This is a genomic window from Rhizobium sp. 01N48 (assembly GCF_056399145.1).
The window spans coordinates 449,880-474,484 of sequence record NZ_JBFTQT010000003.1 but is presented as its reverse complement, the minus strand read 5'-3'; the positions used below and the strand labels follow the sequence as shown (position 1 = coordinate 474,484).

The 24,605-nt window shown below is 61.9% G+C and carries 26 protein-coding genes and 1 tRNA gene; 17 read left to right on the top strand and 10 right to left on the bottom strand.

Features of this window, described 5'->3' with window-relative positions; translation table 11 throughout:
• Positions 1-56: 56 nt before the first annotated feature.
• Positions 57-776 (bottom strand): pyrimidine 5'-nucleotidase, encoded by a 720-nt coding sequence (locus AC1DOG_RS08730; RefSeq protein ID WP_477927391.1) that lies wholly within the window; start codon positions 774-776, stop codon positions 57-59.
• A gap of 120 nt (positions 777-896) precedes the next feature.
• On the opposite strand from AC1DOG_RS08730, the gene AC1DOG_RS08725 reads away from it, so the two are divergent.
• Positions 897-1,667 (top strand): isocitrate lyase/PEP mutase family protein, encoded by a 771-nt coding sequence (locus AC1DOG_RS08725; protein WP_477927390.1) that lies wholly within the window; start codon positions 897-899, stop codon positions 1,665-1,667.
• Between the two features lie 193 nt (positions 1,668-1,860).
• Here AC1DOG_RS08725 and argB read toward each other — a convergent pair whose 3' ends face one another.
• On the bottom strand, positions 1,861-2,748 hold the full coding sequence (gene argB / locus AC1DOG_RS08720) for an acetylglutamate kinase (protein ID WP_018898241.1): 888 nt from the start codon (positions 2,746-2,748) through the stop codon (positions 1,861-1,863).
• 163 nt (positions 2,749-2,911) lie between these two features.
• Here argB and AC1DOG_RS08715 point away from each other — a divergent pair, with 163 nt between their 5' ends.
• The 3 genes from AC1DOG_RS08715 to AC1DOG_RS08705 all read left to right on the top strand — a co-directional run bounded on the left by AC1DOG_RS08715 (position 2,912) and on the right by AC1DOG_RS08705 (position 4,840).
• The gene (locus tag AC1DOG_RS08715) at positions 2,912-3,451 is read left to right on the top strand and encodes a sigma-70 family RNA polymerase sigma factor (protein WP_477927389.1); all 540 of its coding nucleotides are present in this window, start codon (positions 2,912-2,914) and stop codon (positions 3,449-3,451) included.
• A complete protein-coding gene (locus AC1DOG_RS08710) occupies positions 3,448-4,176 on the top strand; it encodes an anti-sigma factor (RefSeq protein WP_477927388.1) in 729 nt (242 codons plus the stop codon). The genes AC1DOG_RS08715 and AC1DOG_RS08710 overlap by 4 nt, the downstream gene beginning before the upstream one ends.
• Positions 4,177-4,282: 106 nt before the next feature.
• On the top strand, positions 4,283-4,840 hold the full coding sequence (locus AC1DOG_RS08705; protein WP_477927387.1) for a fasciclin domain-containing protein: 558 nt from the start codon (positions 4,283-4,285) through the stop codon (positions 4,838-4,840).
• A gap of 58 nt (positions 4,841-4,898) precedes the next feature.
• Here AC1DOG_RS08705 and yihA read toward each other — a convergent pair whose 3' ends face one another.
• The 4 genes from yihA to rpmH all read right to left on the bottom strand — a co-directional run bounded on the left by yihA (position 4,899) and on the right by rpmH (position 8,052).
• Positions 4,899-5,555: a ribosome biogenesis GTP-binding protein YihA/YsxC gene (gene yihA / locus AC1DOG_RS08700; protein ID WP_477927386.1), complete on the bottom strand. Its 657-nt coding sequence runs from the start codon at positions 5,553-5,555 to the stop codon at positions 4,899-4,901.
• A gap of 141 nt (positions 5,556-5,696) precedes the next feature.
• The gene (yidC, locus tag AC1DOG_RS08695; protein ID WP_111561923.1) at positions 5,697-7,496 is read right to left on the bottom strand and encodes a membrane protein insertase YidC; all 1,800 of its coding nucleotides are present in this window, start codon (positions 7,494-7,496) and stop codon (positions 5,697-5,699) included.
• Positions 7,496-7,897, bottom strand: coding sequence for a ribonuclease P protein component (rnpA, locus tag AC1DOG_RS08690; RefSeq protein WP_081619887.1), 402 nt, complete (start codon positions 7,895-7,897; stop codon positions 7,496-7,498). The genes yidC and rnpA overlap by 1 nt, the downstream gene beginning before the upstream one ends.
• 20 nt (positions 7,898-7,917) lie before the next feature.
• The gene (gene rpmH / locus AC1DOG_RS08685) at positions 7,918-8,052 is read right to left on the bottom strand and encodes a 50S ribosomal protein L34 (protein ID WP_065689331.1); all 135 of its coding nucleotides are present in this window, start codon (positions 8,050-8,052) and stop codon (positions 7,918-7,920) included.
• 449 nt (positions 8,053-8,501) lie between these two features.
• Here rpmH and AC1DOG_RS08680 point away from each other — a divergent pair, with 449 nt between their 5' ends.
• The 4 genes from AC1DOG_RS08680 (at position 8,502) to AC1DOG_RS08665 (ending at position 13,029) form a co-directional block, all read left to right on the top strand.
• Positions 8,502-10,499 (top strand): methyl-accepting chemotaxis protein, encoded by a 1,998-nt coding sequence (locus tag AC1DOG_RS08680; RefSeq protein ID WP_413392500.1) that lies wholly within the window; start codon positions 8,502-8,504, stop codon positions 10,497-10,499.
• 155 nt (positions 10,500-10,654) lie between these two features.
• Positions 10,655-12,169 carry an ATP-binding protein gene (locus AC1DOG_RS08675; protein WP_477927385.1) on the top strand — a complete coding sequence of 505 codons (1,515 nt, stop codon included), beginning with the start codon at positions 10,655-10,657 and terminating at the stop codon, positions 12,167-12,169.
• Between the two features lie 122 nt (positions 12,170-12,291).
• Positions 12,292-12,368: transfer RNA gene (locus tag AC1DOG_RS08670), tRNA-Arg, on the top strand.
• 493 nt (positions 12,369-12,861) lie between these two features.
• A complete protein-coding gene (locus tag AC1DOG_RS08665) occupies positions 12,862-13,029 on the top strand; it encodes a hypothetical protein (RefSeq protein WP_018898251.1) in 168 nt (55 codons plus the stop codon).
• 198 nt (positions 13,030-13,227) lie between these two features.
• Here AC1DOG_RS08665 and AC1DOG_RS08660 read toward each other — a convergent pair whose 3' ends face one another.
• The gene (locus AC1DOG_RS08660; RefSeq protein WP_477927384.1) at positions 13,228-13,452 is read right to left on the bottom strand and encodes a hypothetical protein; all 225 of its coding nucleotides are present in this window, start codon (positions 13,450-13,452) and stop codon (positions 13,228-13,230) included.
• Between the two features lie 129 nt (positions 13,453-13,581).
• Here AC1DOG_RS08660 and AC1DOG_RS08655 point away from each other — a divergent pair, with 129 nt between their 5' ends.
• Positions 13,582-13,908 carry a hypothetical protein gene (locus tag AC1DOG_RS08655; RefSeq protein ID WP_477927383.1) on the top strand — a complete coding sequence of 109 codons (327 nt, stop codon included), beginning with the start codon at positions 13,582-13,584 and terminating at the stop codon, positions 13,906-13,908.
• Positions 13,909-14,074: 166 nt separating this feature from the next.
• Positions 14,075-14,452: a surface protein gene (locus tag AC1DOG_RS08650; protein ID WP_477927382.1), complete on the top strand. Its 378-nt coding sequence runs from the start codon at positions 14,075-14,077 to the stop codon at positions 14,450-14,452.
• A 340-nt stretch (positions 14,453-14,792) separates the two neighbouring features.
• Here AC1DOG_RS08650 and AC1DOG_RS08645 read toward each other — a convergent pair whose 3' ends face one another.
• Positions 14,793-15,176, bottom strand: coding sequence for a hypothetical protein (locus AC1DOG_RS08645; RefSeq protein WP_018898255.1), 384 nt, complete (start codon positions 15,174-15,176; stop codon positions 14,793-14,795).
• A 191-nt stretch (positions 15,177-15,367) separates the two neighbouring features.
• Between AC1DOG_RS08645 and AC1DOG_RS08640 the strand changes: the two genes are divergently transcribed.
• Both AC1DOG_RS08640 and AC1DOG_RS08635 read left to right on the top strand, forming a co-directional pair.
• Positions 15,368-16,615: an NAD(P)/FAD-dependent oxidoreductase gene (locus AC1DOG_RS08640; protein WP_477927381.1), complete on the top strand. Its 1,248-nt coding sequence runs from the start codon at positions 15,368-15,370 to the stop codon at positions 16,613-16,615.
• A gap of 60 nt (positions 16,616-16,675) precedes the next feature.
• On the top strand, positions 16,676-17,713 hold the full coding sequence (locus AC1DOG_RS08635) for a 4-hydroxyproline epimerase (RefSeq protein ID WP_477927380.1): 1,038 nt from the start codon (positions 16,676-16,678) through the stop codon (positions 17,711-17,713).
• Between the two features lie 15 nt (positions 17,714-17,728).
• Here AC1DOG_RS08635 and AC1DOG_RS08630 read toward each other — a convergent pair whose 3' ends face one another.
• Together AC1DOG_RS08630 and AC1DOG_RS08625 are read right to left on the bottom strand one after the other, a co-directional pair.
• Positions 17,729-18,205, bottom strand: a complete 477-nt coding sequence (locus AC1DOG_RS08630; protein ID WP_477927379.1) for an RbsD/FucU family protein — start codon at positions 18,203-18,205, stop codon at positions 17,729-17,731.
• Positions 18,189-19,436 carry an ROK family transcriptional regulator gene (locus AC1DOG_RS08625; protein WP_477927378.1) on the bottom strand — a complete coding sequence of 416 codons (1,248 nt, stop codon included), beginning with the start codon at positions 19,434-19,436 and terminating at the stop codon, positions 18,189-18,191. Before AC1DOG_RS08625 ends, AC1DOG_RS08630 begins: the two co-directional genes overlap by 17 nt.
• A 233-nt stretch (positions 19,437-19,669) precedes the next feature.
• On the opposite strand from AC1DOG_RS08625, the gene AC1DOG_RS08620 reads away from it, so the two are divergent.
• The 5 genes from AC1DOG_RS08620 (at position 19,670) to pyrC (ending at position 24,480) form a co-directional block, all read left to right on the top strand.
• Positions 19,670-20,695, top strand: coding sequence for a sugar ABC transporter substrate-binding protein (locus AC1DOG_RS08620; protein WP_112940984.1), 1,026 nt, complete (start codon positions 19,670-19,672; stop codon positions 20,693-20,695).
• 155 nt (positions 20,696-20,850) lie between these two features.
• Complete coding sequence (locus AC1DOG_RS08615) at positions 20,851-21,930, top strand: ABC transporter permease (RefSeq protein WP_113196569.1); 1,080 nt, start codon at positions 20,851-20,853, stop codon at positions 21,928-21,930.
• Positions 21,930-22,712 (top strand): ATP-binding cassette domain-containing protein, encoded by a 783-nt coding sequence (locus AC1DOG_RS08610; RefSeq protein ID WP_477927377.1) that lies wholly within the window; start codon positions 21,930-21,932, stop codon positions 22,710-22,712. The genes AC1DOG_RS08615 and AC1DOG_RS08610 overlap by 1 nt, the downstream gene beginning before the upstream one ends.
• Complete coding sequence (locus AC1DOG_RS08605; RefSeq protein ID WP_111561617.1) at positions 22,709-23,335, top strand: nucleoside triphosphate hydrolase; 627 nt, start codon at positions 22,709-22,711, stop codon at positions 23,333-23,335. The genes AC1DOG_RS08610 and AC1DOG_RS08605 overlap by 4 nt, the downstream gene beginning before the upstream one ends.
• 104 nt (positions 23,336-23,439) lie before the next feature.
• A complete protein-coding gene (pyrC, locus tag AC1DOG_RS08600) occupies positions 23,440-24,480 on the top strand; it encodes a dihydroorotase (protein WP_113196567.1) in 1,041 nt (346 codons plus the stop codon).
• The last annotated feature ends 125 nt before the right edge of the window (positions 24,481-24,605 follow it).

Genomic DNA, 24,605 nt, shown 5'->3' with positions numbered 1-24,605 from the left:
CGGACAAGCCCGATTACCCAGTTAAACATCGGTAAGCTGGATGAAACTTTCGTAATTTAGCCGGTAATCTTGGGCGTAATCTTACCAAGGAAATCAGTAAGATCGTCGGTCACGAAGTCGATGTGATCGTCCTCGCCGCTGGTCTTTTCCCACCACTCGACAACCGTGTCCTCGAGATTGTTGGGCACCAGCAGAACGGTCTGCATGCCAAGCGCCTTCGGCGCGATCAGGTTGCGCGGCAGGTCCTCGAACATCGCAGCCTTCTGCGTCTCGACGCGCTTCAGCTGGGTGAACTTGTCATAGGTCTGCTGCGCCGGCTTCGGCACGAACTCGGCGGCCACGATGTCGAAGATATCGTCGAAATGGTCGAGAATCCCAAGTGCGCCGGCCGCCATTTCCGCATGCTTGACGCTGCCGTTTGTGAAGATGAACTTGCGGCCGGGGAGCGCCTTGATCGCGGCCCCCAGTTCCGGCTGTGCGGTCAGGCTGGAATAGTCGATCGCATGCGCCTTCTCCAGGAAGTCGTTGGGATCGACGCCGTGGTGGATCATCAGCCCCTGCAGCGTCGTGCCGTGATCATAGTAATACTGCTTCTGCAGCTTACGCGCCTCGTCCCGCTCCATCTGCAGCAGCGTCGAGACATAGGCCGTCATGTTCTTGTCGATCTGCGCGAACAGATTGACGTGATGCGGATAGAGTGTGTTGTCGAGGTCGAAGACCCACTCTGTCACATGCGAGAAGTCGGAATGGGTGGGCGTGCGATCGATCTTGCTCATTCCTGCCTTATGCCACGCGTCGCCTTCGATTGAAATCCGGAATGCGACCATTCACGCCGGCCGATTGATCGCCTGACGTGATCGCACTAGTTTTCCGGCACAAGAAATGAGGAGGCGAAGATGAATCAGGCTGAGAAGGCAAAGGCGTTCGGCGCGCTGCACCAGAAAGGCAATCCTGTCGTTCTCTACAATGTATGGGATGCCGGCACCGCAAAGGCCGTGACCGAGGCCGGTGCCAAGGCTTTGGCGACCGGAAGCTGGTCTGTTGCCGCCGCGCAAGGCTATGGCGACGGCGAGAAGATCCCGATGGAGGCGCTGGTTGCAACGACCCGCCAGATCACTGCCGTCAACGATCTGCCGCTCTCCGTCGATTTCGAGGGCGCCTATTCCACCGATCCCTCGGGCGCTGCCGCCAATGTAGAGCAACTGATCGACGCCGGCGCGATCGGCATCAATTTCGAGGATCAGGTGGTTGGCGGCGACGGGCTGCACCCAGTCGAGAAACAGGCCGCCCGCATCCGCGCCATCCGCGAGATGGCGGATCGCCGCGGGATTGCGTTCTTCATCAATGCGCGCACCGACCTGTTCTTGCGCGAAGGCGATCTTGCCAAGCATGCCGGTCTGGTCGAGGAGGCGCTGGACCGCGGCAAGGCCTATGCCGCCGCCGGTGCCGATGGCTTCTTCGTGCCCTGGCTGATCGATGAAGCCTTGATCGAGAAGGTCTGCGCGGCGTCGCCGCTGCCTGTGAATATCATGATGCGGCCGGGCGCGCCGGATGTGAAGACGCTGGCGAAGCTCGGCGTCAGCCGTGTCAGCTATGGGCCGGGGCCATATCGGGCGATGATGGAGAAGCTGAAGGAAGCGGCTGCGGCGGTTTATGGAGCGCTGTGAGGTGGACCCCTCCCCAACCCCTCCCCACAAGGGGGAGGGGCTTGCTGGGCGCACCCTCTCCATGAAGCCGAAGCCTCTCGACATATGCAGATTGTGTGAGATGGCGCAAATAGCGCAACGAGTTAGCCCCTCCCCCTTGTGGGGAGGGGTTGGGGAGGGGACTTCATCCCGTCTGAGAAGGAAAATACCGCCCTTACGGAACGATCAGCGTTCCCGCGCCGCGTTCCGTAAAGATCTCGAGCAGCACGGAATGCGCGGTCTTGCCGTTCAAGATGACGACGCCCTGCACGCCGGCCTTGATCGCGTCGATGCAGGTCTCGACCTTCGGGATCATGCCGCCGGAGATCGTGCCGTCGGCGATCAGCTGGTGGGCCTGCGACACCGAGAGTTCCTTGATCAGGTTGCCCTGCTTGTCGAGCACACCAGGGACGTCGGTCAGGAACAAGAGGCGCGTCGCGTTGAGCGCGCCGGCAATGGCGCCGGCGAACGTGTCGGCGTTGATGTTGTAGGTCGCGCCGTCGCGGCCCGGAGCAACCGGGGCGATGACGGGGATCATTTCCGAGCGGGCCAGAAGGTCGATCAGCGTGCGGTCGACTTCAACGACTTCGCCGACAAAGCCGAGGTCGAGAACGCGCTCGATATTGCTGTCCGGGTCCTTGATGGTCTTCCGCGCCTTTTCGGCGAAGACCATGTTGCCGTCCTTGCCGCAAAGGCCGATCGCCCATTCGCCCGTCTGGTTGATGAGGGCGACGATTTCCTTGTTGATCGAGCCGGCGAGAACCATTTCGACGATCTCGACCGTCTTGGCGTCGGTGACGCGCAGGCCGCCTTCGAATTTCGATTCGATGCCCATCTTCGTCAGCATCGCGCCGATCTGCGGGCCGCCGCCGTGCACGACAATCGGGTTGACGCCCGATTGCTTCAACAGCGCGATATCGCTGGCGAATGCCTTGCCGAGCTCGGGATTGCCCATGGCATGGCCGCCGTATTTCACGACGATCGTCTTGTTTTCGTAACGCTGCATGAAGGGCAGTGCCTGCGCCAGCAGCCGTGCCTGGATTTCGCTTTCGGTCTCGGTCATCGGATACCCCGCAGAAAAATGGTTGCGGCCTTTTATCCCAAGTTTTTGACAGATGGAATAATCAATGGCCCGATAGTTCGCGCAATTTGCGCACGCGCCGCCGTCTTGCCAAGCGTGACCGAACACCCATAGTTAGGGAAGGACATTGGGGAAGAGACACGGCATGACGAGCGAGGAAATCGCCGAACTGATCGGCCGGGTTGCAATGCGCGACCGAAAGGCTTTCGTGGCTCTGTACCGTGAAACAAGCCCGAAACTTTTTGCCATCTGCCTGCGTATCTTGAAGGACAAGACGGAGGGGGAGGAAGCATTGCAAGAGGTCTATATCAAGGTCTGGCAACGCGCTTCCGCCTTCGCGGTCTCCTCGGGAACGCCTTCGTCCTGGCTTGCGGCGATCGCGCGCAACCAGGCGATCGATACCCTGAGAAGCCGAAAGCCGATAGCCGACGAATTGGACAGTGCTTATGATCTCGCAGACAGCCAACTTGATCCGGAAGCGACAACTGTGATCCGCGATGAAGGAAGGCGGATTGACACCTGCATGGAACAGTTGGAAGCTGATCGTGCGGTGGCGGTCAGACGGGCTTATGTCGAAGGGCTGAGCTATCAGGAACTGGCCGGTGAGTTCGGCGTGCCCCTGAACACGATGCGCACATGGCTGCGGCGCAGCCTATTGAAGCTGAGAGAGTGCCTGGAACGATGACGTCGTCCGATCAAAGCAAGGGAGGTCGCTCCCGCGATGAGGTACTCGCCGGTGAGTATGTTCTCGGTGTTCTCTCTTTCCAGGATCGTCGCGTCGTCGAGGACCGCATGCGGGTCGACCGGCAGTTCGCGGCGATCGTCAGCCGCTGGGAGGCGAACCTCTCCACCTTCAACGACGATTATGACGCCGTAACCCCCGGCCAGGAAACCTTCAAGCAGGTCGAGGCCCGCCTGTTCGGCACCCCGCAGCAGGCAGCCGCGCCGGGCAGGGGCGTCTGGAATTCCCTTTTCTTCTGGCGCTGTCTCGCCGCCGTCTCGCTCGTCATCACGTCGGCTGCCCTGTCGCTGACGGTCGCGACGGTATCGCCGCTGAAGCCGAGCGTTCCGCCGCTGGTCGCGCAATTGTCGGGACCTGCGAGCCAGGTCAATCTGCTGGCCTCCTATGAGGCGCAGACCGGCCGCATGCGGATCATTCCGGTCGCCGCAGGCAAGCCGGAGGAGAAGTCGCTCGAGCTGTGGCTGTTGCCCGAAGGCGGCACGCCGAAGTCGCTCGGCATCTTCGCCGCGGGAGAGGGCGGCGATGGCGAACTGGTGATCCCGGTCGACATGCGCTCCGCCATCGGCGAGGGCACGAGCTTCGCGGTCAGCCTCGAACCCTTCGGCGGCTCGCCGACGGGAGCGCCGACCGGCCCCGTCGTCGCAAGCGGCGCCGCGCACCGGCCGTAAGATCGGCTGAAACTTTTTCTGACAACCTTCCGTAGATCCTCATGTCCCAGCGACGCTGATGCATTCAGCCGGCGACCCGCGAGCGGACGGATGAGGAGAACCAGTCATGATCAAGTCCGCACTGCGCACGGCAGCCCTTGCAGTCGCCGTATCCGCAATCGCCTTTGCCGCGCAGGCCAAGAACCCGATGGTCGGTGGCGCCGCCATGTATCCGACCAAGAACATCGTCCAGAACGCCATGAAGTCGAAGGATCACACGACGCTGGTCGCCGCCGTCAAGGCAGCCGGCCTGGTCTCTACGCTCGAGGGCAAGGGCCCGTTCACGGTCTTCGCGCCGACCAACGAGGCTTTCGCGGCACTCCCCGCCGGCACCGTCGACACGCTGCTGAAGCCTGAGAACAAGGCCAAGCTCACCAAGATCCTGACCTGCCACGTCGTGGCTGCCGACGCCATGGCCAAGACCGTCGCCAAGATGATCAAGGACGATGGCGGCGAGCATGACATCAAGACGGTCGGCGGCTGCGTGCTGAAGGCCAAGGAAGACATGGGCAAGATCACGCTGACCGACGAAAGCGGCGGCGTCGCCCATGTCACGATCGCCGACGTCAACCAGTCGAACGGCGTCATTCACGTCATCGACAAGGTCTTGCTGCCGAAGATGTAATCTTGAGTTCAGGCAGCAAACGGGGGCGCCCTGTCAACACCACTGGGGCGCCTCCACCTCACTTCCAGTGATCGGCCCCAACGGTGAGCGCGATCGCCTCGCGCAGATCGTCCAGCCCCTCGCTCTTTTCGGACGAGGTGGCGATGATCCCGGGATAGGCGGCAGGGCGCTTCTTGATCTTTTCGGCCGTTTCGGCGAGCAGCTTTATAACAGCCGGCGGCTTGATCTTGTCGGTCTTGGTCAGCACCACCTGATAGGAGACGGCGGCCTTGTCGAGCAGGTCGAGAACCTCGTCGTCGTTCTTCTTGATGCCGTGGCGGCTGTCGATCAGCACATAGACGCGCTTCAGCGTCGCGCGGCCGCGCAGATAGTCGAACACCAGCTTGGTCCAGGCATCGACATGCTCCTTCGGCGCCTTGGCATAGCCGTAGCCCGGCATGTCGACCAGCGCCATCGGCGGCAGATCGCCGGCCTCGCCGGAATAGCCCTCGGGCACGAAATAGTTCAGCTCCTGCGTGCGCCCCGGCGTGTTCGAGGTGCGCGCCAGACCATGCTGGCCGACGAGCGCGTTGATCAGCGACGACTTGCCGACATTCGAGCGGCCTGCAAAAGCCACTTCGGCCGGCCCTTCCGGCGGCAGGAATTTCAGGGAGGGCACGCCGCGGATGAAGATCCAGGGGCGGCCGAAGAGCGGCTTGTCTTTATTGTCGGTCATTCGGCCTTTTCCAGCGCGTCCAATTCCAGTGAACCTATGGCATTCAGGTTTCGGGCGATTTTGTCAACCGGCAGCCCCGATTGTCCTAAGAAGCATCCCGGTGCCACAAAAGAAAAAGCCCCGGCGAACCGGGGCTTTTTGCTATTTCTCTGTCGGCGCCGGCTTTCGCTTGAACAGCCCCTTCAGATTGTCGAAGAGCTCGATCTTCACGCCGTGGCGGCGCATGATGACGCCCTGCTGGATGACCGAAAGCGTGTTGTTCCAGGCCCAGTAGATGACCAGACCGGCCGGGAAGCTTGCCAGCATGAAGGTGAAGACCAGCGGCATCCAGTTGAAGATCATTGCCTGCGTCGGATCCGGCGGCGTCGGGTTCATGCGCATCTGCAGGAACATCGTGACGCCCATGATCAGCGGCCAGACGCCGAGATGCAGGAAGGTCGGAGCGGCGAACGGCAGCAGGCCGAACAGGTTGATGAACGAGGTCGGATCGGGCGCCGAAAGGTCCTGGATCCAGCCGAAGAACGGCGCGTGGCGCATCTCGATGGTGATGTAGATCACCTTGTAGAGCGAGAAGAAGATCGGGATCTGCAGCGCGATCGGCCAGCAACCGGCGATCGGGTTGATCTTCTCTTCCTTGTAGAGCGCCATGGTCGCCTGCTGCAAGCCCATGCGGTCGTCGCCGAACTTTGCCTTCAGCTCTTCCATCTTCGGCTGAACGCGCTTCATGTTCGCCATCGAAGCATACTGCTTGCTGGCGAGCGGGAAGAACAGCGCCTTGACGACGATCGTGGTCATCAGGATCGCGACGCCGAAGTTGCCGAAGTAACGGAAGAAGAAGTCCATCAGTTTGAACATCGGCTTCGTCAGGAAGTAGAACCAGCCCCAGTCGATCAGGCGGTCGAAGCGCGGGATCTGGTAGGTAGCCTCGTAGCCGTCGATGACGGGAACTTCCTTGGCGCCGGCGAACACGAGGTTCTTCAGCTCGAGCGACTGGCCAGGTGCCACGGTGACGGCGTTCTGCTTGTAGTCGGCCTGGAAGCGCGGCTGGCCATCCGTGAAGTGGCTGAAGCGTGCGTCGTAGGCGGTCGTCTGCGGCGGAATGATCGTTGCGGCCCAGTACTTGTCGGTGATCCCGAGCCAGCCGCCGGTTGCCGTTGCAGGCGTCACGGCTTCCTTCTCGACGGAAGCATACTTGCTCTCGATCAGGCCGTCTTCGCCGATCACGCCGATGAAGCCTTCGTGCAGCACGTAGGTCGAGGCGACGGCAGGCTTGTTGTAGCGCGTCACGCGGCCGTAGGAGGAGAGTGCTGCGGGCGCCTGGCCGGCATTGGTGATCTTGTCGGTGATCGTGAACATGTAGCGTTCGTCGACCGAGATCGTGCGGGCGAATGTGATGCCCTTGTCGTTGGTGTAGGTCAGCGTAACCGGGGTCTTCTCGGTCAGCTTCGCGCCTTCAGGAGCCGTCCAGAGCGTCGAGGGGCCTGGGACGTTGCCGGTCGCGGCGTCGCCGATATAGCCGAGTTCGGCGAAGTAGCCGTCCTTGGTTTCCGACGGGCTGAACAGCGTGATGATCGGGCTCGAGTCGTCCACGGTCTCGTGGTAGCCCTTGAGCTTCAGGTCGTCGAGGCGACCGCCGGCAAGGTTGATCGAGCCGGAAAGCGCTGCCGTGTCGATGATCACGCGCGGGTTCTTGGCAAGAGCATCAGCCAGCGACGTGGTCGCCGGTGCCTGGCCGGTCGGAGCGGCGCCGTTCGTCTGCGCGCCACCGGCTGCGCCATTGGCGGCCGGTGTCTGCGTCTGCTGGGTCGTCTGCTGTGCCTTCTGGGCAAGCTCGGCCTTGCGTTGCGCTTCGATGCGCGGATTCATGTAAAGGAATTGCCACCCGAGAACGATCAGCACGGAGAGAGCGATCGCAATGAAGTAGTTGCGGTTGTTTTGCATCATACGTTCCTGGGGCGGCCGTCTCCGGACCGCTTGTGTTTCGGCTTCGTCTCGACGCGAGCCGTAAGCTCAGCGGCTAATTGATGGAAGGATGCTTGGAGCACGTCCCTTCGCGCGACAACCACATAGTCGTGTCCGGGCTTCATTGCAAACCCTGCATGCAGCCGTACCGCCTCTTTCAGGCGCCGACGCATGCGGTTTCTTTCAACCGCGTTGCCATGCTTCTTGGTGACGGTGAAGCCGACGCGGGCTTCGGTATCGGGTTCCTTCCTGTCGAGCACCTCGAGAAGGAAGAATCCACCCCTGCGTTTTTCGCCATTGCGAACAGCAAGAAACTGCGGGCGGCTTTTCAGCCGCCCGGCAGTTATTTTGGGATCTTTGGTCGTCGGATCGCCCGTCATCTGATCGGGCACTTCCGGCCTTAGGCCGAAAGACGCTTGCGGCCGCGGCCGCGACGAGCAACGATGACCTTACGGCCGCCCTTGGTAGCCATACGTGCACGGAAACCGTGACGACGCTTGCGAACAAGCTTGGAAGGTTGGTAAGTACGCTTCATTTATTTTAATCACCGCGGAGTGCGGCCCTTCTTGAATTTGCATAATGCAAGGAGCGTTGTTTTTCGAACGGCGGGAGGCTCAAAAAGCCTTATATGACCGGACGTGCGGCGGCTTATACGGACGACGGTCGCGAAAGTCAATTATCGCAGGGAGAATCCGCTCTGCTCGCCTCTTGGGTGTGAAAATTAGCAGATGCTGTTAATGATTGCGCCATCGGGTCCACATCGCGCTCGCTATCATTTTATTCCGTTTCTGCAGCCCAAACGTGCGCCTACCGGGCCTCTGTTCGTTTTTCGCGCAAAAAATAGGGCCGGCAACCATCGTTCATGGATGATTTTTTATAGTAGCCGGCGAAAATATCGGAAATTCAACATTAATTGTTTTAGCGCAATTTGATCTAACGGCCGGGCATCCAGTTTTCGGCCTCTAGTCTTATTGGGGGGATCCTTTGAAAATCCGAGGCAAGATCAACATACTCGTATGCGCCATGTCCTGTGTCGCGCTGGTTATCGGCGCGACCGCTCTCTGGGCGGTGCAGCGCTACAACAATAATCTCTCCGCCTATGAGGATGCCGCCAGCCGCGCCTATTCCGGCGAGCGCCTGAACCGCTACGTGACCGCGACCGTGATGGAAGCGCGGGGCATCTATGGCGCCGCCTCGACAAAGGACGCCGCAAGCTTCGCCAAGGGTCTGCTCGCAGCACTCGACCAGATCGACGCCACCATCACATCCTGGACGCCGCTGGTTCCCGACAACCAGATGGATGCGTTCAACAAGCTCAAGGCCCGCTCGGCCGAATTCCGCACCTTCCGCGCTGAAACCGCGCGCCTCGGCACCGAGGTCAGCCCGCAGGCGGCCAACGAGCAGGGCAACAACGACGCCAACCGCGCCAACCGCAAGGCCTTCCAGGCGGAGATCGATGCGATCGTCGCCACCGACAAGGCCACGCTCGACGCCGTCAACCAGGAAGTCGAAAGCTTCCGCACCTCGGTCCTCTGGCTTGTTCTCGGCATCACCGGCTTCGGCATCGCGGCCGGCATCGGCATGGGCCTTTATGTCGGCACAATCCATCTCTCGCGTCCGATCAAGAAGGTCACCGAGGCGATCAAGAATGTCGCGGACGGCAACTTCGACACCGATGTTCCTTTCCCCGGCCGCAACGACGAGATCGGCGAAATGGCTGCCGCAGTGGCGGTGTTCAAGGAAAATGGTCTGGCCGTTCGCCGCATGAATGCCCAGGAAGCCGCCATGCGCGCCAAGAGCGACGACCTGCAGTCCAGCATGTCCGTCGTCGTGGCCGCAGCCGCCGCCGGCGATTTCTCGCGCCGGATCGACAAGGACTACCAGGACGACAACCTCAACCAGTTCGCCAGCAACATCAACCAGCTGCTGTCGGGTGTCGATGGCGGCGTCGGCGAAACCCGCCGCGTTATCGCGAGCCTGTCTGAAGGCGATCTGACGCAGACCATGCGCGGCAATTTCCAGGGCGCCTTCGCCGAGCTGCAGAAGAACGTCAACAGCACCTTCGCCACGCTGCAATCGACCATGCGCGAAGTGCGCGAGACCGCCGAGGGCTTCCACGGCAACACCAACGAGCTGCGCGCCGCCAGCGACGACCTCTCCAAGCGCACCGAACAGCAGGCGGCTGCGCTTGAGGAAACCTCCGCGGCGCTCGACGAGATCACAGCCGTCGTCAACAACTCCACCGATCGCGCCCAGGAAGCCAGCGTCATGGTCTCCGAGGCCAAGGACGATGCCGGCAAGTCGGGCGTTGTCGTTCGCAACGCCGTCGATGCCATGGGCCGCATCGAGCAGGCCTCGCGCGAAATCAGCCAGATCATCAACGTCATCGACGAGATCGCCTTCCAGACCAACCTTCTGGCACTCAACGCCGGTGTCGAGGCAGCGCGTGCCGGCGAAGCGGGCAAGGGCTTTGCCGTCGTTGCCCAGGAAGTTCGCGAACTCGCGCAGCGCTCGGCAACGGCCGCCAAGGATATCAAGGGCCTGATCACCAAGTCCGGCGGCGAAGTGCAGATCGGCGTCAAGCTGGTGCAGGAAACCGGTGAGGCGCTCTCGCAGATCGAGCGCCGCGTCAACGCCATCAACGACCACATCCACTCGATCGCCACGGCCGCCAAGGAGCAGTCGACCGGCCTCAAGGAGGTCAACACCGCCGTCAACCAGATGGACCAGGTGACGCAGCAGAACGCTGCCATGGTCGAGGAAACCTCGGCTGCGACCCACAAGCTGTCGTCGGAAGCAGACAGCCTCGTGCGCCTGATCTCGCGCTTCAAGGTGTCGAACGCGCAGCATGCGGCGCCCGTGGCCGTCGCACGCTACGAGGAACACCGCCCGGTTGCCTCGCCCGCCCGCCGCGCGATCGGCAGCGTTGCCCGCGCCTTCAACGGCAACGCCGCGGTCGACCAGAGCTGGGAAGAATTCTGATTTCCTGGTGTGCAAACTGAACAAGAGCGCCGCCTTCGGGCGGCGTTCGCGTTTCGGCATTATGTCGCACCGCTCGCAAAGATTTGAAAGCGACGCGGTTTCGTCTAATATAGAGATTGAATCCGTGGCGCATGGCGCCGATTGGACGAGAAGCGATGCCCGCCCCTGATCAAGGCCAAACTGTTCCCGAAGCACTCTCGACGGCGACCGATGCCGCCCGGCCCGCATGCCGGCCCATCAGCATGTTTGGCGGTATCTCCGGCAAGCTCCTGTGGCTTACCGTTATCTGCATCATGCTCGCCGAAGTGCTCATTTTCTTTCCCTCGGTGGCCTCCATGCGCCTTCGCTGGCTGGACGAGCGGCTGAACGCCGCCGCTGCCGCCGCAATAGCCATCGATGGCCTGCAGCCGGTGGAATTGCCGCGCGACCTGCAGCGGCAAACCCTGGAAGCGACGGGCACCAAGGCGATCGTGCTGCGCAAGGACGGTACCTCGCGCCTGCTCGCCACCTGGGACATGCCGGCATCCGTCGATGAGCAATATGATCTCACGAGCGTGCCTGCCGTCACCGCCATGCGCGATGCGCTCGACACGCTGATCTTCGGCGGCGACCGGATGATCCGCGTCTACGGCCCGGTGCAGGACACCAATATCGGTGTCGAGGTGCTGATGAAGGACAAGCATCTGCGCAATGCGATGCTGCTCTATTCCCGCAACGTCTTCCTGCTGTCGATCCTGATCTCGCTCTTTACCGCCACCCTCGTCTTCTTCGCGATCAACCGTATTCTGATCCGGCCGATCCGTAGATTGACGGGCAGCATGCAGCAATTTTCCGCCGATCCTGAAAATCCGCAGCATGTCTTCGTCGGCGATGGCGGGCGCGACGAGCTGGGCATTGCCGGCCGCCATCTGACCGCCATGCAGCTGCAACTGCAAAAGACGCTGAAGCAGCAGAGCAACCTCGCGGCCCTCGGCCTGGCCGTCTCCAAGATCAACCACGACATGCGCAACATCCTCGCCTCCGCGCAGCTGATGTCCGACCGCCTGGTCGATGTCGACGATCCCATGGTGAAGCGCTTCGCTCCGAAGCTGCTGCGCACCATCGACCGCGCCGTCGGCTACACCACCGAAGTTCTCTCCTACGGCCAGGCCAGCGAATCGGCGCCCCGCCGTCGCCTCGTGAGGGTGACGACGCTGGTCGAGGATGTCAGGGACATGCTGGCGATCGATCCGCAGAGCGATGTAGAGTTCGTCGAGCAGATCAACGCCGATCTCGAAGTGGATGCCGACAACGAACAGCTGTTCCGCGTCATCCACAATCTCTGCCGCAACGCCCTGCAGGCGCTGACGTCAAACAACGCAGGCGCAGGCGCACGGCGCATCACAGTGTCGGCCCACCGCATCGGCAGCGTCGTCAGCATCACCGTCGACGACACCGGCCCCGGCATGCCGCAGAAGGCTCGCCAGAACCTCTTCACCGCGTTTCGCGGCTCAGCCCGCTCCGGCGGCACGGGCCTTGGTCTCGCCATCGCCCGCGAACTGGTGCTCGCTCACGGCGGCACCATTGCGCTTGTGGAAAAACCATCGATCGGCACGCAGTTCCGCATCGAAATCCCCGATCGCCCTGTGTCACTGGACGATTACCGCGGCCGCAGCCTCTTGGAAAAGTGATGCAATCCCGCGATCCCGGCAGCTCGCGAAGAAAGACGTCACTTTTTTTACAAACCCTATTGCATTCATTCAGATGACCCTTTAGAGAACCGCTCACGCCAGCGGGACACACCGCTGCAGACGCACCCGTAGCTCAGCTGGATAGAGCACCAGACTACGAATCTGGGGGTCAGGAGTTCGAATCTCTTCGGGTGCGCCACTTCTCTTTTCTCACGAAAATTTAGCATGGCGACCTCAAGCAGGGTCGAATTCTGCACGTCTAAATTTTTAAAGCCGATCTCCGCGATTCCCATCCTCTGCGAGTCGTGAGACACTTCCCCGGTACGAAACCCATACGATCACCAGAGCGTTGCACAGGCCGGCATTCCCTCACGGAATACAGGGCAGGTGTGTCCGCGCATTCGTTGCGAGGTCAGGCCGATGGACTCAAATTTCTACGCGCAGCTAGCCACTGACGTTCTGACGAACCGCGCTCGTCATGTGGGAGCATCTCTCCGAGATCGATTCGAGCGAGACCGGTGTGCGTCGGATGCGGCCTGCTATGCGCTTGCGGCCGCCGGTCTGATCGATTTCGAGGAACTCACCACCCGCATGTTTGCGCAGGAGCGCGCGTTGCTCGATCGGCACGGGTTCCAACCTTGATGGCCCGCCGCAAGAAGACGCGGGAAGCCCCTTTCACCCTGGAGATCGCCATGCTGCATTTGTCGGGCCTCGATTGGATCGAGACCTTCGAATATGTCTCGCGACGGCACGGGATCGGCATGACCAGCAGCGATATCAAGGTCTTTGCCGTGGCCGCCGAATATAGCTACGAGCTTGAGCTTATAGAGGCTGTCCGCAAAGGGTGGATCTATGTCTGACACACACATGCAGAAGAACATGATCTTTACAGGCAGGCGGGAACGCGACGCCGTCGTTGAATACTGGCTCAGCGGCGAAGTTGCTGCGTCATACGACGCCATGAAGGCCGATCCAAGCAGAGGAATATCCGTGGACAGCGCGTTTGCATCCGTTCGCGATCGTCACGCTGAGCGGACGAGAGCTGTGGAGTAATCGTCCTACCGCCGCCGACCAGCCGACGAAATCAGATACCCTAAGGCAAACGTCATCGCCGCCACCGCGATCCCGGTGCTGATAACGCCGGCGGGCGTGATCCTGGCGCTGCCTTGCAGCGTGATGTGCTTTCCGACGCGAAGGTCGAAGACCGATTTCATTTCCTCCGGGTGAGAGGGGATGTCTTGCGCGTGTTCGTCCTGAAGAGCTGACACTGTCTGATCCTCCATCTTGATGTTGGCACCTGCGCGATGGGCGTCTTGCTCGGCGCTAGCTTGGCACAATGTTGCCAGACGATTGTCTCGGCAAGATGCCTTTTGAAGGCAGGACATGCCGTGGCCGCGGGCCGGAGAGATTGAATGCTGAGCAATATGGTTCGTGGAATGGTGTTTCTGGCGTCGGTGGCGGCCCTGGCCGGTTGCGTCGATCATGCCAACGGCCCGATGCTGACGCCTGTCAACACACTCGACCCGCCGCTCAATCCGCCCGGCATCGCCCACAACATCTGCGTCGCCGACGGCAACGTCATGTATAATGAGGCGCGCAAGCAATACGAGTCGCGGGCGCAGATGTCGCGCTATGCGATCGATCCGGCCAACGAGGAAGCGCAGGCGAGGGCGGCCGCGCGCCGTCAATATGTCACCTGCATCTCCAGCCAGGGCTACCGCGCCGTCTACGACCAGTAGAAGCGGCGGGATCACGCCTAAAGCGCAATCGGGATCACGCCCCAGGGCGTAATCGAGATCACGCGCAATCGCCTGTGATCACGACTGTTGGAGCGCGCGTGCAGGCGCGGAACTTTGCAAGCTGAGACGGCATTTTCTTCATGTGAATCCTGAAGGAGGGTTTATCATGAAAATCTCCCGTTACATCCCGTCCGTCCTGTCGCTTGGCGTTATCGCCGCACTCTCGGCTGCGGCGCCTGTTCAGGCAGCACCCGTCGATCAGTCCGCGCAGCCGGCTCAAGTAGTCCAGGTGGCGCAGACGCAGCCGGGCTATTGGCACGGCTATCATGGCTCGCGCACCGAGCGGCCCGGCACCCGTCTGCATGACGGCTACTGGTATCCCGATGCCGCCTTCGGCGTCGACCGCCAGACCACCGGCTCGATCGGCGAGCGCCCGATGCAGCCCCAGCCCCCAATGCAGCAAATGCAAAGGCAGGCCTATTGCCAGGGCACCTTCGGCGGCACCAATGGCGACGGCTCCATGCCATGCGGCAACGAGTGGTGAGTCGGTCTCGAAGGCGGCGGCACAGGCCGCCGCCTTCGGCCCCATGTGGCTGGAATTGCTTATATCTTGGCAGGTTTGATGAAATGATGTGCATGAATCGAATGCGAATGACGATCTAAGCGGTCGCGTTATGCACATGGTGCATTGCTGCGTTGCGGTATTCTCCCTATTCCTGATCGAAACGATGGGCTATCTATCCCCTCGAAGGCAGCGCACTCCTCCTCCCAGCGCTCCTTCATCGGACTGACAACACTCCTCCTCCCAGTTGTCAGTCAGGATCAAGAGCCCGGTGCACCTCCTCCCGCACCGGGCTCTTTTCCATTCTGGACCTTCGATCACGTCAGTTGCCGATTCTCGCCACGCCCGTCTGGCCGTTGTCGCGCGTCCACTTCACCTTTCCAGGCCCTGCCGTCTCCAGCTCGAAACACATCGGCGCGCCGTCGTACCAGGTCCGGAATTTCTGGCAGAGCCGGTTCGAATCGATCCACCATTTGCCCTGGTCGTTCGGCTTGAAGAATTTTCCGAGCCCGATCGCCTCGCCGCTGCCATCGACCACGCCTGATGTGTGGTAGTTCAGCGGCAACTCGCCGCCGAGCGGCGTCGCGAGATAGATGGTCCTGCCGATGATGTCATGGCGTATCGCGTCCTCCTCAAGCGCGCCGGCGAAGGCGAGCGACGGGCAGAGCAGGGCGATCGTAAGAAGGATGCTGGGCACTGCCTTCATGGCGCTGTCCTTGGTTGATATCCTGCCGCAATAAACGGAAACAACGCTCGGAAAGTTTCACGACGCCTGTGCCGAACGCGCGAGGGCGCAGCGTCCAGCTAAAGGCAAAAATTCAGATGGAAGTCGCCCCTGTTCTGATATATCACAGTGCGGCCGGTGGTGTGGTCCGCCGCGCGAATGGGCGGTGAGGGATGAACGAGAAGAAACAGACGGTCGCGGTTGTCGGCGCAGGTGTCATCGGGGCGGCGATCGCGCTCGAATTGCAGCGCCGTGGCCTGCAGGTCACGCTGATCGACAAGGGCGAGCCCGGGCGCGGCACCTCTTATGGCAACATGGCCAGCATCGCGCTCGATTTCGCCGCCGGCTCCGGCCCCAATACCTGGCGCAAGATCCCCCGCTGGCTGCTCGATCCCGAAGGCCCAGTCTGGCTGCGCCCCGCCTATGCGTTGAAGATGGCGCCATGGTTCCTGCGTTTCATCGCGGCCGGTAGGCCCTCGCGGCTGCGTGACATCGAGGATGCGGGCATGAGCCTGTCGAACCCCGCTCTCGCCGATTTCCGCGCTATGCTGGATATGATCTCGGCACCCGATCTGATGACCGACGAAGGCTGCCTGGCGATCTATGAGACCGAGGCGGAATTTGCTGGTGATCGCGGCCATATCGACTTCATGCGCCGCTACGGCTTCGATTTCGACGTGCTTGAAGGCGCCGCCATCCGCGATCTGGAGCCCTCGCTCTCGCCATCGATCGCCAAGGCGGTCCTGCTGCCCGACAACAAGACCATCCGCGATCCCTATCGCCTGGTGGTCAAGCTGGCGGACGCCGCCCGCGAACGCGGCGCCACCTTCCTGTCCGGCGCGGTTCGCACGGTTGAAAAGAATGCCGACGGCACCTCCGTCGTGCTGCTCGAAAGCGGCGAGCGTATCGCGGCTGATTTCGTCGTGCTGGCGGCGGGCGTGCACACGCGCTTCCTGGCGGAAAAGCTCGGCGAGCCGATCCCGCTCGAGACCGAGCGTGGCTATCATACGCAGATCATGCAGCCCGGCGTCTCCATGCGCTATTCGGTGATATGGCCGCATCGTGCCTTCATGATCACGCCGACGGCGGGCGGTATCCGCATCGGCGGCAATGTCGAGCTGGCGGGGCTCGATGCCGCGCCCGATTTCCGCCGCGCTCGCGTCCTCGTGCGCCATGCGCAGCGAGCCGTCCCGGGCCTTCAGGTCAAGGACGCGACAGAGTGGATGGGTCATCGTCCGTCGCTGCCCGATACGATCCCGATCATCTCGCCCTCTTCGAAAATGCAGGGCGTCTGCTACGCGACCGGTCACGGCCATCTCGGCCTCACCTATTCGGCCACCACCGCGCAACTGATCGCGGATATGGTGACAGGGGTGAAATCCGCAGTCGACATGACGCCGTTCCGTGTTAACCGCTATTGAGACATAACAGAGTGCCGGCGGTGACGAGGTCGCCCTGCCGGCGGATGATGGGAGACGCCGATGAGATGGAAGCGCACGATCCAGCTTCTGGATGTCCACGCCGAAGGTGAGATCGGAAAGGTCGCGATCGGCGGCGTTCCGAAAATCCCGGGCAACACCGTTGCCGAGCAGTTGCACTGGCTGAACACCGATCCGAAGGGCCAGGAGCTCCGCCGCTTCCTCTGCCTGGAGCCGCGCGGCGCGCCGATCGGCTCCGTCAATCTGCTGCTGCCGCCCAAGCATCCGGATGCCGACGCCGCCTTCATCATCCTGCAGCCCGATCAGGCGCATGCAAGCTCCGGCTCGAACTCGATCTGCGTCACCACGGCGATGCTTGAATCCGGCATCGTCGAGATGCACGAGCCGGAAACCGTGGTCACGCTGGAAACGGCGGCCGGCCTCGTCAAGGCGACCGCCACCTGCCGCGATGGCCGCTGCGAGAAGGTCAAACTGACAATGGTGCCGTCTTTCGTGCACGAGCTCGATGTCTCGCTGGAGACCGAGCAGTGGGGTACGATCAAGCTCGACCTCTGCTACGGCGGCATCTTCTATGCGCTTGTCGATGTCGGCCAGATCGGTCTGACGATCGCCAAGTCCAATGCGGCCGCCCTTGTCAGCGCCGGCATGGTGATCAAGGAAAAGATCAACCGCGAGATCGAGGTCGTGCATCCGGAAATCCCGGCGATCTCGGGCGTCGCCTATGTCATGTTCCGCGATCTCGAAGCCGATGGCACGGTGCGCACCTGCACCACCATGTGGCCGGGCCGCGCCGATCGTTCGCCCTGCGGCACCGGCAATTCCGCCAATCTCGCGACGCTGCATGCGCGCGGCAAGGCGAAGGTCGGCGATGTCTTCAAGTCACGCTCGATCATCGATTCCGAATTCGAGGTCGGGCTTCTGGCCGAGACCACCGTTGCCGGCCGCCCGGCCGTCATCCCGACGATCACGGGCCGCGGCTTCACCTTCGGGCTGTCGCAGGTGGCGCTCGATCCCTTCGATCCGCACCCCGGCGGCTTCGCGCTGACGGATGTCTGGGGACCGCTCGCCGGCGAGATCTGATCGCCGGCGGATCCCTCAGTAGGGAAACGGGTCGACCTGGGCCTTGCCCTTGTCGCCCGGCTTGCCCGGATGGATCACGCCCTTGCGCAGGATGATGTTGCCGTAGAGGCGCGGCTCGCTGGTCTGGATCAGCGCATGCGCCGCCTTCACCCTGTTGTAGAAATCGGGCCCCACCAGCGGCACGACCTGCCGGTGCGGCTCGTAATGCGCGCAGCAGTCGATCATCTCCTCATGAACAGGGTCGAGCTTGTCGCGCTCGCCTTTTACGGTGGCGCGGAAGATCGCCTCCGGCACGAACTCGTCGATCGGCAGCACGCTCAACACGGCGTCGAGCACGGGAATGATGCCGTGCCCATCGAGCCGGATCAGCCGCCGCGCGTCCTCGAGGCCGGGATAATTGCCGTCGACGATGGCGATCTCGTCGCCATGGCCCATGGCGCGCAGCGTCGAGAGCAACTCGGGGCTCAGGATCGGGTTAAGTCCCTTCAGCATTCTCCACCTCCTTGAAGAGCACGTTCTGGTCCGTGAGATAGCGGGCGAAAATCGGCAGGCTGGCGCCGCCGATGGCGCGCGCATGCGCCCCCACCGCGCCCTCGATGATATCGGGCATGACGACGCCCTGCAGGTCGAGCCTGTCCGCTTCGTAAATCGTCGCCTGCACGATCCGCTCGCGAACCCAGGCCGGAAAGCCGCCATCGATGACGGCGGCGCTGAAATCGATGATCGAGGCGGCCGCGACGATGCCCTGCGCCAGCGCCTTGGCGGTGTCCTGTATCCACAATTCCAGCGGCTCGCCGAAGTCGATCCAGTCGTCGGCCGAATACCAGAGCGGTTCCGGATCGACGCCGCGTTCGCGCAGCATGTTTTCGAGCACGAAGATCGAGGCGACCTCGAGCAACTGCAGCGTCTCGCCGTTCTTGCCGCGCACCGGCAGGGGGCCGATGGCGCCGGCGGTCCCCGTGCGGCCGGAAAAGATCGCCGAGTTCAGAACGATGCCGCCGCCGATGAAGGAGCCGATGAAGAAATAGACGAAATCGGGATGTTGCGGGCCGATGCCGAAAACGAGTTCCGCGCCACAGGCGCTGGTCGCATCGTTCTGCAGATAGACGGGGTAGGGGAGGCTTGCCGCCACCTCGGCATGCAGGTCGTAATCGCGCCAGACATCCATCGCGCCTTTGGGCGAGCCCACTTCTTCTTCCCAGTTCCATAGCTCAAAAGGTGCCGCGATGCCCACACCGGCGATCCGGCTGCGCTCGTCGTCGCTCAGCCGGCTTTCCAGCTCCTGTATGCCGGATACGATGAAGTCGAGAAACAGGTCGGGCAAGGGGTAGGCGTAGGTGACATGCAGCTGCATGCGGATCTTGCCGACGAAATCCATCAGCACCAGATCGGCGCTGCGTCGTCCCATCTTCACGCCGAAGGAATAGACGGCATCGGGATTGAGCCGCATCGGAACCGAGGGTTGGCCCACGCGTCCGCGGATCGGCTCGCCGCGCGAAAGCAGCCCTTCCTTTTCCAGCACGCRCATGATCACCGACACGGTTTGCGCCGAAAGGCCCGTGCGGCGTGCGATATCCGCCTTCGATTGGGCGCCATGCAGGCGCACCAGCGAAAGCACCAATCTTTCATTGTAAGCGCGAACCCGAACCTGGTTCGCGCCGCCTGCCGGACTGACGCCAGGCAGCTGGGCCGGCAAGTGAACCGGACCTCTCATCGACGACATTGGCCATTCCTCCCTTGATCGGCCTATGCGTTATTTTCGCCGAGCATGCCACAAGGAATTAATAATTCAATTGGATTTATTTATTGACAAGCCAAATTCTTTCGCCCTTAATTAGCGTCGTAAACAGCACGAAACGGCTTGGAGGAAGCCATCGGCGGTATTCGAAGGCGGCGTTCGTGCTTTAAAATTCCGGCCAGCCATGGGGCGGTCCGGCTACACTCTGGGAGGAGTAAATGAAGAAATCAGTGCTTTCCGCAGCGCTCGCCGCGCTGGCCCTCGGCGTCGCCTTCTCGGCGCCTGCAAAGGCCGCGGACGTTTCCGCCTGCCTGATCACCAAGACCGACACCAACCCCTTCTTCGTCAAGATGAAGGAAGGCGCGACCGCAAAGGCCAAGGAACTCGGCGTCAACCTGAAGTCCTATGCCGGCAAGATCGATGGTGACTCTGAAAGCCAGGTGGCCGCGATCGAGACCTGCATCGCCGATGGCGCCAAGGGTATCCTGATTGCCGCTTCCGACACCAAGGGCATCGTGCCGAACGTCAAGAAGGCCCGCGACGCCGGCCTGCTCGTCATCGCGCTCGATACACCGCTGGAGCCGATCGATAGCGCCGACATGACCTTTGCCACCGACAACCTGCTCGCCGGCAAGCTGATCGGCCAGTGGGCCAAGGAAACGCTGGGCGACAAGGCCGCGGATGCCAAGGTTGCCTTCCTCGACCTGACGCCATCGCAGCCGTCGGTCGACGTGCTCCGCGACCAGGGCTTCATGATGGGCTTCGGCATCGACCCGAAGGACCCGAACAAGATCGGCGACGAGGATGACAAGCGCATCGTCGGCCACGACATCACCAACGGCAACGAAGAAGGCGGCCGTACCGCGATGGAAAACCTTCTCCAGAAGGATCCGACCATCAACGTCGTCCACACCATCAACGAACCGGCTGCAGCCGGCGCCTATGAAGCGCTGAAGGCTGTCGGTCGCGAGAAGGACGTGCTCATCGTCTCCGTCGACGGCGGTTGCCCTGGTGTCAAGAACGTCGCTGATGGCGTCATCGGTGCCACCTCGCAGCAGTATCCGCTGCAGATGGCAGCGCTCGGCATCGAGGCGATCAAGAAGTTCGCCGACAGCGGGGAAAAGCCGAAGCCAACCGACGGCAAAAACTTTTTCGATACCGGCGTGACGCTGGTCACCGACAAGCCCGTCTCCGGCGTCAAGTCGATCGACACCAAGGAAGGCCTTGGCAAGTGCTGGGGCTAATGCCCTGACCGCCTGATAACGAAAGCGGGGATGCGCGAAGCGCGTCCCCGCACCCTGCTCATCTTTGACAGCGCACCGAATTGAGTGCAGCCTACCCACGTCTCGCCTGCATCGGCGGGATGCCCTTCGGGAGTGGGGCCACGCGGAGGATTTCCATGAGCGAGCCGACAACAGCCGCACCGCATCACGATTACGAAAAAGTCCTCAAGGAAAGTTCGACCGATGTCGCTTCCTTCGACACGGACGACAAGAGCTTCCTTCAAAGGTTCCGGCATTTTTTGCATTCGAGCCCATCGGCGGTATCGCTGATCGTGCTCGTGCTGTCGCTGGTCATCTTCGGCGTCCTCTTGGGCACCAAGTTCTTCTCCGCCTTCTCCCTGACGCTTATCCTGCAGCAGGTGGCGATCACGGGCATCGTCGGCGCGGCGCAGTCGTTGGTCATCATGACGGCGGGCATCGATCTCTCGGTCGGCGCTATCATGGTGCTGTCGTCTGTCGTCATGGGCCAGTTCGTCTTCCGTTACGGCCTTCCGGTCGAACTCGCCATCCTCTGCGGCTTCGCCGTCGGCGCGCTCTGCGGTTTCATCAACGGCTGGCTTGTCGCCCGCATGAAGCTGCCGCCCTTCATCGTCACGCTCGGCATGTGGCAGATCGTTCTCGCGACGAACTTCCTCTATTCCGCCAACGAGACCATCCGCGCGCAGGAAATCGAGACCACGGCGCCGCTTCTTCAGATTTTCGGCGATACCTTCCGCATCGGCGGCGCGGTCTTTACCTATGGCGTCATCGCCATGGTCCTGCTCGTGGCGGTTCTCTGGTATGTGCTGAACCACACCGCCTGGGGCCGGCATCTCTATGCAGTCGGGGACGATCCGGAGGCAGCGGGCCTCTCCGGTGTCAACGTAAGGCGCATGCTGATCTCTACCTATGTTCTCTCGGGCCTCATCTGCGCGCTCGCCGGCTGGGCCCTCATCGGCCGCATCGGCTCGGTATCGCCCACCGCCGGCCAGTTCGCCAACATCGAAAGCATCACCGCGGTGGTGATCGGCGGCATCTCGCTCTTCGGCGGCCGTGGTTCCATCCTTGGCATGATGTTCGGCGCGCTCATCGTCGGCGTCTTCTCGCTCGGCCTGCGCCTCCTCGGCACCGACGTGCAGTGGACCTATCTCTTGATCGGCGTGCTCATCATCGCCGCCGTTGGAATCGATCAGTGGATCAGAAAGGCAGCAGGCTGATGGCTACCGAACCCCTTCTCATGGCGCGTGGTCTCGTCAAGCGCTACGGCCGCGTCACCGCCCTCGACCATGCCGACTTCGATCTCTATCCGGGCGAAATCCTGGCCGTCATCGGCGACAACGGCGCCGGTAAATCCTCGCTCATCAAAGCGATCTCGGGTGCCGTGCGTCCCGATGAGGGAGAGATCCGGCTGGAGGGCCAGCCGATCCACTTCTCGTCGCCCATTGAAGCCCGAAAGGCCGGCATCGAGACCGTCTACCAGAACCTTGCACTGTCGCCGGCGCTCTCGATCGCCGACAACATGTTCCTCGGCCGCGAAATCCGCAAACCGGGCTTCATGGGCAAGGTCATGCGCAAGCTCGATCATTCGGCGATGGAAAAGATGGCGCGGCAGAAGCTCACCGAGCTTGGCCTGATGACCATTCAGAACATTAACCAGGCGGTCGAGACGCTTTCCGGCGGTCAGCGCCAGGGCGTGGCTGTTGCCCGCGCGGCGGCTTTTGGCTCCAAGGTCATCATCCTCGACGAACCAACGGCGGCCCTGGGCGTCAAGGAAAGCCGTCGCGTGCTGGAACTCATCCTCGACGTCCGCTCGCGCGGCATCCCGATCGTGCTGATCTCGCACAACATGCCGCATGTCTTCGAGGTGGCGGATCGCATCCACATCCACCGCCTCGGGCGTCGCTTGACGGTGATCAATCCGAAGGAATACACAATGTCGGACGCCGTCGCCTTCATGACCGGCGCCAAGTCTGTTCCTACGGAGCCTGTTGCCGCATGACGATGACGATCGAGGATATCGCCGGCGAGGTTCTTGCCCGCGCCGGCGACGCGAAGCGCTTTCTGATCGCCATCGCCGGCCCGCCCGGCGCCGGCAAATCCACCATGGCAGACCACATCGCCGACGCCTTGCGCGCCGGCGGCGAAACGGCGGCGGTGCTGCCGATGGATGGCTTCCACATGGATAATGCCATCCTGATCGAGCGCGGCCAGCTTGCCCGCAAGGGCATCCCCGAGACCTTCGACGTGCGCGGCTTCCTCGATATCATCCGCGCCGTTCGCCTGGCCGATCAGGAAGTGCTCGTGCCGGTGTTCGATCGCTCGCGTGAGCTTGCCATCGCCTCGGCGCGTCCCATCGGCCCGGAGCATCGTTTCATCATCGTCGAGGGCAACTACCTGCTTTTCAGCCTCGGCAAGTGGGCGGAACTCGAAGGCGTGTTCGATTATTCGATCATGCTCGCCCCGCCGATCGAGGTGCTGGAGGAGCGGCTGTGGGCGCGCTGGCGCGGCTACAAGCTGAGCGAGGAGGAATCGGCGCGCAAGGTCTATGAGAACGACCTTCCGAACGGTCGCCTCATTCTTGGCAATCGCCGCCGCGCCGACGTCACCCTCGAGATCGCCTGATCGCAATTGCCCGGTGGCGGCGGGCAAACCATTTGCCATCCCCCATGCTTGGATGTAATTCCCAAGGCTGAGCCCTAAAGCGCAGCCTTGCCGGAGTTTAAGTCATGCAATCGATCACCATCCGCCGCCCCGATGATTGGCATCTTCACCTGCGTGATGGCGCCATGCTGGAAGGCGTGATTGCCGATTCAAGCCGCGACTTCGCCCGCGCCATCATCATGCCGAACCTCGTGCCGCCGGTCGTCACGACAGCGGATGCCGAGGCCTATCGCGGCCGCATCATGGCCGCCTTGCCGAAAGGCGACCGCTTCGAGCCGTTGATGACGCTCTATCTCACGGAGCACACCGATCCCGATGATGTGGAGAAAGGCAAGGCCAGCGGCCTGATCACCGCCGTCAAGCTCTACCCGGCCGGCGCCACCACCAATTCTCATGGCGGCGTACGCGATATCGACAAGGCCATGCCGGTGCTTGAGCGCATGGCCAAGATCGGCCTCCCGCTTTGCGTCCATGGTGAAGTCACGACATCGGATGTCGATATCTTCGATCGCGAAGCCGTCTTCATCGAAACCGTACTCGATCCGTTGCGCAAGCGCCTGCCGGAGCTGAAGGTGACGATGGAACACGTCACCACCAAGGACGGCATCGATTACATCAAGTCTGCCGAGCGCAATCTCGCCGGCTCGATCACCACCCATCACCTGATCATCAACCGCAACGCCATCCTCGTCGGCGGCATTCGCCCGCACTATTACTGCCTGCCGGTCGCCAAGCGCGAACACCATCGTGTCGCGCTGCGCCAGGCAGCCACCAGCGGCGACGCCCGCTTCTTTCTGGGCACAGATTCCGCGCCGCATGTCGATCCGCTGAAGGAATGCGGCTGTGGTTGCGCCGGCATCTACACTTCGATCAACACGATGAGCTGCCTTGCCCATGTCTTCGAGCAGGACAATGCTCTCGACAAGCTGGAAGCCTTCGCCTCGCTGAACGGCCCGGCCTGGTATGGCCTTCCGATAAACGAGGAAGTAATAACGCTTGTGAAGCGCGCCGAGCCCGTGTCGTTTCCTGCCAAGATCGAGACCGGCGCCGGTCCCGTCACGGTATTCGACCCCATGTTCCCGCTTCATTGGGATGTCGAGCGCTGATAGCACTCGTAAACCCCTAATTTTTTACTGGAAGAAGGACACGCATCTATCGARATATGTTACTGCGCTAACATCTAAGCTTTAAATACATGTTTTATTAACGAAATTGATAACACATTCGTTGT

What these genes read in the sequence shown, in the direction of transcription:
- AC1DOG_RS08650 (WP_477927382.1), top strand. Translation starts at nt 14,075, where the DNA reads ATGAAAATCTCCCGTTACATCCCGTCCGTCCTGTCGCTTGGCGTTATC.
- pyrC (WP_113196567.1), top strand. Translation starts at nt 23,440, where the DNA reads ATGCAATCGATCACCATCCGCCGCCCCGATGATTGGCATCTTCACCTG.
- AC1DOG_RS08605 (WP_111561617.1), top strand. Translation starts at nt 22,709, where the DNA reads ATGACGATGACGATCGAGGATATCGCCGGCGAGGTTCTTGCCCGCGCC.
- argB (WP_018898241.1), bottom strand. Translation starts at nt 2,748, where the DNA reads ATGACCGAGACCGAAAGCGAAATCCAGGCACGGCTGCTGGCGCAGGCA.
- AC1DOG_RS08655 (WP_477927383.1), top strand. Translation starts at nt 13,582, where the DNA reads ATGCTGAGCAATATGGTTCGTGGAATGGTGTTTCTGGCGTCGGTGGCG.
- AC1DOG_RS08610 (WP_477927377.1), top strand. Translation starts at nt 21,930, where the DNA reads ATGGCTACCGAACCCCTTCTCATGGCGCGTGGTCTCGTCAAGCGCTAC.
- AC1DOG_RS08635 (WP_477927380.1), top strand. Translation starts at nt 16,676, where the DNA reads ATGAGATGGAAGCGCACGATCCAGCTTCTGGATGTCCACGCCGAAGGT.
- AC1DOG_RS08630 (WP_477927379.1), bottom strand. Translation starts at nt 18,205, where the DNA reads ATGCTGAAGGGACTTAACCCGATCCTGAGCCCCGAGTTGCTCTCGACG.
- AC1DOG_RS08725 (WP_477927390.1), top strand. Translation starts at nt 897, where the DNA reads ATGAATCAGGCTGAGAAGGCAAAGGCGTTCGGCGCGCTGCACCAGAAA.
- AC1DOG_RS08660 (WP_477927384.1), bottom strand. Translation starts at nt 13,452, where the DNA reads ATGGAGGATCAGACAGTGTCAGCTCTTCAGGACGAACACGCGCAAGAC.
- AC1DOG_RS08730 (WP_477927391.1), bottom strand. Translation starts at nt 776, where the DNA reads ATGAGCAAGATCGATCGCACGCCCACCCATTCCGACTTCTCGCATGTG.
- yidC (WP_111561923.1), bottom strand. Translation starts at nt 7,496, where the DNA reads ATGCAAAACAACCGCAACTACTTCATTGCGATCGCTCTCTCCGTGCTG.
- AC1DOG_RS08640 (WP_477927381.1), top strand. Translation starts at nt 15,368, where the DNA reads ATGAACGAGAAGAAACAGACGGTCGCGGTTGTCGGCGCAGGTGTCATC.
- AC1DOG_RS08705 (WP_477927387.1), top strand. Translation starts at nt 4,283, where the DNA reads ATGATCAAGTCCGCACTGCGCACGGCAGCCCTTGCAGTCGCCGTATCC.
- rpmH (WP_065689331.1), bottom strand. Translation starts at nt 8,052, where the DNA reads ATGAAGCGTACTTACCAACCTTCCAAGCTTGTTCGCAAGCGTCGTCAC.
- AC1DOG_RS08620 (WP_112940984.1), top strand. Translation starts at nt 19,670, where the DNA reads ATGAAGAAATCAGTGCTTTCCGCAGCGCTCGCCGCGCTGGCCCTCGGC.
- AC1DOG_RS08615 (WP_113196569.1), top strand. Translation starts at nt 20,851, where the DNA reads ATGAGCGAGCCGACAACAGCCGCACCGCATCACGATTACGAAAAAGTC.
- rnpA (WP_081619887.1), bottom strand. Translation starts at nt 7,897, where the DNA reads ATGACGGGCGATCCGACGACCAAAGATCCCAAAATAACTGCCGGGCGG.
- AC1DOG_RS08710 (WP_477927388.1), top strand. Translation starts at nt 3,448, where the DNA reads ATGACGTCGTCCGATCAAAGCAAGGGAGGTCGCTCCCGCGATGAGGTA.
- AC1DOG_RS08645 (WP_018898255.1), bottom strand. Translation starts at nt 15,176, where the DNA reads ATGAAGGCAGTGCCCAGCATCCTTCTTACGATCGCCCTGCTCTGCCCG.
- AC1DOG_RS08675 (WP_477927385.1), top strand. Translation starts at nt 10,655, where the DNA reads ATGCCCGCCCCTGATCAAGGCCAAACTGTTCCCGAAGCACTCTCGACG.
- yihA (WP_477927386.1), bottom strand. Translation starts at nt 5,555, where the DNA reads ATGACCGACAATAAAGACAAGCCGCTCTTCGGCCGCCCCTGGATCTTC.
- AC1DOG_RS08715 (WP_477927389.1), top strand. Translation starts at nt 2,912, where the DNA reads ATGACGAGCGAGGAAATCGCCGAACTGATCGGCCGGGTTGCAATGCGC.
- AC1DOG_RS08665 (WP_018898251.1), top strand. Translation starts at nt 12,862, where the DNA reads ATGCTGCATTTGTCGGGCCTCGATTGGATCGAGACCTTCGAATATGTC.